Here is a 3,982-nt window from a genome sequence, read left to right as displayed (position 1 = left end):
CTCCGATTGTGACATCCCGGGAAAACAGCGAACGCCAGCTTTTGATTGTCTCCAAAGCGCCGTCCGTATTCATCGTAATTTCGAGAATCCGAATGCCGCCCTCCACTAACGCCTTGCCGGTGGCATCCGACTTGTCGCGCGCAATCCCCCTGACGATCGCAATAATCTTCTCTTGTTTTACCAGTTCCAGTTTCGACATGTCCGCACCATCCTCTCTATGATCAATAAGTTTATCTTAAGACATGTCTCGCCAAATTCCAAACATTTTTTAAAAACGTTGTAATTGCAGCGATTGCGGCTGTGATCAGCCGTTTCTGGCCAAAAACAAAATAAAGACGACCAGCCAGGCGGCCGCCAGAAAGCCGCCGAGGAGCAAGACGGCAAAATAAGTCATTTTTGCGGTTGCATTTTTATGATTTGCCGTCTCATCCTTTTCTGGCAATTTTGCATGATCCGCCATGTTGCCGCCTCTCTATTGCAAAGTCTCGCTTTTAATCTCGTCGGCAAAACTCGTGGCAATGCCGCGCATGTGAAATTCGTCTTCGGTCACTTCTCCCCAATGGATGAGCCGCAGCAATTCCGTCAGTCTCGTTTCGCCGGCGTGCAACAAAGCGGATACGGCGGCGGAAATGCTTTTATGGTAAACGGCGTGCAGCGGCACATGTCTGCCTTGCAAGAGCGGAATAGCCGCATCCAGCTGCAGGCTTTCCTTGTATTCCAGCATGAGCGCAGCCGCCGCCGCGGAAACGAACGGCATATCGGCAGCGGCAATCCACACTTGTTCGCATTTGGACAGTTTGAGCGCGGCATGCATGCCGCTCAACGGCCCCATGCCCGGAATAAAATCCGTTATGATGCGAATATCGCGGTCCACCACCGGCAGCACTTGTTTCGGCTCATTCGTGACGATGATCATTTCCGCGCAAATGGTTTGCATTTCCCTAATCTGCCTGCGAATGATCGGTTCACCCTGAAAGGGCATCATCGCCTTTAATTTCCCGTCGCGCATTGTTTTGCCGCCCGCCAGAATAACCCCGGCCAACATCTCCGTTCACCTTCTTTTCTTCAAACCTTGTTCTTGTGGGCCGATATTTTCCGAAACTTGCGGAGCATGTGCGACAGATCCGTCCGGGTGAGAACACCCTGGGCAAGCAAATAGCCGTTTTTTTCTTCTTTTGCAAAATGTTCGCACATCGTCGTATGCATATTTTGGCATAGTTCGTAAGCTTCCCTGAGCAAATTGGTGTCTTTCCCGTTCAGATGAACAAGCAAGCTCAGTTTTTGTTCGAATAAATTCAATTGTTTCGCGATTTGCTCATGTTCATATAACAGGACGCCAAGCGGTCCCACTCGCGCATCCACGTACTGCGAAAGGAGCGCATACAGCACTTGTTCCTCTTTAACCATATGTTCTTCCAGCTCTTTGCGCAATTGCTGCGTTTCCTTTTTCCATGCCGTTAAACCCGCTACGGACAGCTTGCGGAATGTCTTTTTGCCGATTCGCCTGACGTTCTCCAGAGTTTTGATCATTCGGGTATGGTCGTCGATCAGCAGCTCGATTGCTGGATCGCGGTTTTTCGGCGGCAACAACTCATCCGTCATCGCAAATCCTTTTACCAGGGGCATAAGCCGCACCTCCGGCAGCAAGTTATTAATTTCACTATAACGGCTTTCAAAATGGGATGATGTTACAAAAGTCACAATATGTTCGAAATTACAGGCATGATCCCGCAAATTATAGTGATTTTTATCACACCCCATTCCTTGTATCTTCATTACTTTTAAAATAGGAAAAAAATCATTGCCGGATGGTATCGGCGAAAGGAAGTGTCATCATGGCCGTTGACCATGCACCTTTAAAAAGCATCCGGAACACTTGCATCTTTTCCTTGGAAAATTTCTCCCGCCTGACGGAAATCATGTATGAATACAAAGTGGCGGAAAACTCGTATCTTTTTTGGGAAGGCGACAAAGCGGACAAATTGTATTATATCAAGCACGGGCGCGTAAAAGTGACCAAAGCGACGGATGACGGGAAGCAGTTGATCCTATACATGTTTCAAGACGGCGACATGTTCGGACAGTTCGACGGAATCGCACAAAACCAGCATACGTTCAATGCCGAGGTCATCGAAGAAGGAACGATCGGCGTCATACAAATAAAAGATCTGGAAGTGCTGCTTTGGCAGCATGGCGATTTGGCCGTCGAGTTCATGAAATGGCTGGGGCATATGCACCATATCACGCAAACGAAATTCCGCGATTTGCTGATGTTCGGAAAACCGGGCGCGCTTAGCTCCACTTTGATCAGGCTGAACAACACGTTTGGCAAACCTTACGGCCAATACTCGATGATCGCCAAAAAATTGACCAATACCGAACTTGCCGAATTGATCGGCGCAACAAGAGAAAGCGTCAATCGGATGTTGAGCGATTTGAAAAAAGTTGGTATCATAGGATTAGAAAACGGCTATATTATTTTAAAGGATATCAATTCATTGCGCGAAATGTGCCAATGCGAAAACTGCCCGAGCAGTTTGTGCCGGATTTAACCATATGGATGATAAAAATGGATGACAAAACGGGACGCGGGCGTCGACACAAGTCGGTGCCCGCTTTTGCCAGTGATGTGACGGGTATCACAATTGCCGGGCGGCGGGAGGTTTAAAATAAATAAATTGATCGGAATGGAGCGATGCGCTTTGGAACAAAATGTTGTGGAATTGGACGTCCGCGAGCATTTGAAAAATAAATTGGAGCCGTTCGAATTGATTATGAGCACCGTGAAAAAGCTCGGCAAAGACGATATATTTGTGCTGCATGCCCCGTTTAAGCCTAAGCCGCTCTTGGGCATTCTGAAATTGCGCGGTCTCGTGAACAAATGTGAAAAACTCGCTCCCGATCACTGGAAGGTCACATTTGTCCATCGCAGCAGAAAAAAATGGCTCGGCGAACTGAACGCGCAGGAAGAAAACGAGCAGGAGGAAGGCGCGCGGGAAGTAGACGTGCAGGAGGAACTGCCGCTCAAAAATTTGTCCGCCGACTTGGCGGCTGCCGCCCAGGCCAATACCGCCGCATCGTCGGAACCGCCAACAGATAATGTCGCTTATATCCTCGATAACCGGGGATTGCAGCCGCCGCAGCCGATGATGCGCACTCTGGCCAAGATCGACGCGTGCAAATCCGGCGAAAGCGTGCTGATTCACAACGATCGGGTTCCGGTTTTTTTAATCGAAGAGCTAAAAGCGATGGGATGCGCATACACCATCTACGAACAGCCCGACGGGTCCGCCAAAGTGCTCATTACCAAACCGTGATCTGGCAATTAAACGCTGCGGGGGGCAGGTGAGGAGACAATGATTACAGCTCCGGGGCAACACGATAAAGCCGTGTTTCGGCTGCCGTTTTTATTTATCGGAACCGGAATCATCCTGTTTTTTGCGTTCCAGTTGTATTCGGCAGGGACGCTTGCCTTATGGCTGCGGGAATTTCCGCGGGGCCCGTCCGGCTGGATGCACGTGCATCTGTTGATGCTCGGCTGGGCCACCATGACGGCGATGGGCGCCGTTTATCAACTGATTAACGTCGTACTGCAAACTTCTTTATACAGCCGCAAGCTTGGCTATGCGCATTATGCGTTTTTTACTGTGGGAGCGCTCGGGCTTATTTACGGATTTGCCCGATTCAATATGGTGTTTATCGCCTTGTTTGCCAGTTTGACATTTATCGGAATTTTGCTGTTTGTGCTGAATATTGCCTTGACCTTGCATAAGTCCAAATTGTGGAATACGGTTACGATCAGCGCCACGTGCGCCATTGTTTATTTGACGCTAGCCGCTTTGACAGGCATGCTGATGGGTCTCGACTTCAAATATAATTTCCTGCAAATCTATCATGAACGGGTGTTTGGCGCGCATCTCTGGTTTGCGACGGTTGGCTGGTTTGCCATCTTGATCAGCGGATTCGGCTATAAATTGATGCC

General features: G+C 49.1%; 7 protein-coding genes. 3 read left to right on the top strand and 4 right to left on the bottom strand.

Translation table 11 applies throughout. From position 1 onward, the window contains the following. From VF260_11660 to VF260_11645, 4 genes are all read right to left on the bottom strand, one after another. Positions 1–199 (bottom strand): 2-dehydro-3-deoxyphosphogluconate aldolase (locus VF260_11660; protein ID HEX7057832.1); only part of this gene is annotated, 199 nt, incomplete at its 3' end. Positions 200–304: 105 nt separating this feature from the next. After that, positions 305–460, bottom strand: coding sequence for a cytochrome c oxidase subunit 2A (locus tag VF260_11655; GenBank protein ID HEX7057831.1), 156 nt, complete (start codon positions 458–460; stop codon positions 305–307). Between the two features lie 12 nt (positions 461–472). Continuing rightward, positions 473–1,045, bottom strand: coding sequence for a molybdenum cofactor guanylyltransferase (locus VF260_11650; protein HEX7057830.1), 573 nt, complete (start codon positions 1,043–1,045; stop codon positions 473–475). Between the two features lie 20 nt (positions 1,046–1,065). Further along, on the bottom strand, positions 1,066–1,626 hold the full coding sequence (locus VF260_11645; GenBank protein ID HEX7057829.1) for a hemerythrin domain-containing protein: 561 nt from the start codon (positions 1,624–1,626) through the stop codon (positions 1,066–1,068). Between the two features lie 209 nt (positions 1,627–1,835). Here VF260_11645 and VF260_11640 point away from each other — a divergent pair, with 209 nt between their 5' ends. The 3 genes from VF260_11640 to VF260_11630 all read left to right on the top strand — a co-directional run. Then, a complete protein-coding gene (locus VF260_11640) occupies positions 1,836–2,552 on the top strand; it encodes a Crp/Fnr family transcriptional regulator (protein ID HEX7057828.1) in 717 nt (238 codons plus the stop codon). A gap of 150 nt (positions 2,553–2,702) precedes the next feature. Further along, positions 2,703–3,317: a DUF2249 domain-containing protein gene (locus VF260_11635; GenBank protein HEX7057827.1), complete on the top strand. Its 615-nt coding sequence runs from the start codon at positions 2,703–2,705 to the stop codon at positions 3,315–3,317. 39 nt (positions 3,318–3,356) lie between these two features. Next, positions 3,357–3,982 (top strand): hypothetical protein (locus VF260_11630; protein ID HEX7057826.1); only part of this gene is annotated, 626 nt, incomplete at its 3' end.

It is taken from the genome of Bacilli bacterium, from assembly GCA_036381315.1.
Lineage (GTDB): Bacteria > Bacillota > Bacilli > Paenibacillales > KCTC-25726 > DASVDB01.
The sequence above is the reverse complement of the archived record's forward strand: the minus strand, read 5'-3'. Positions and strand labels throughout refer to the sequence as shown.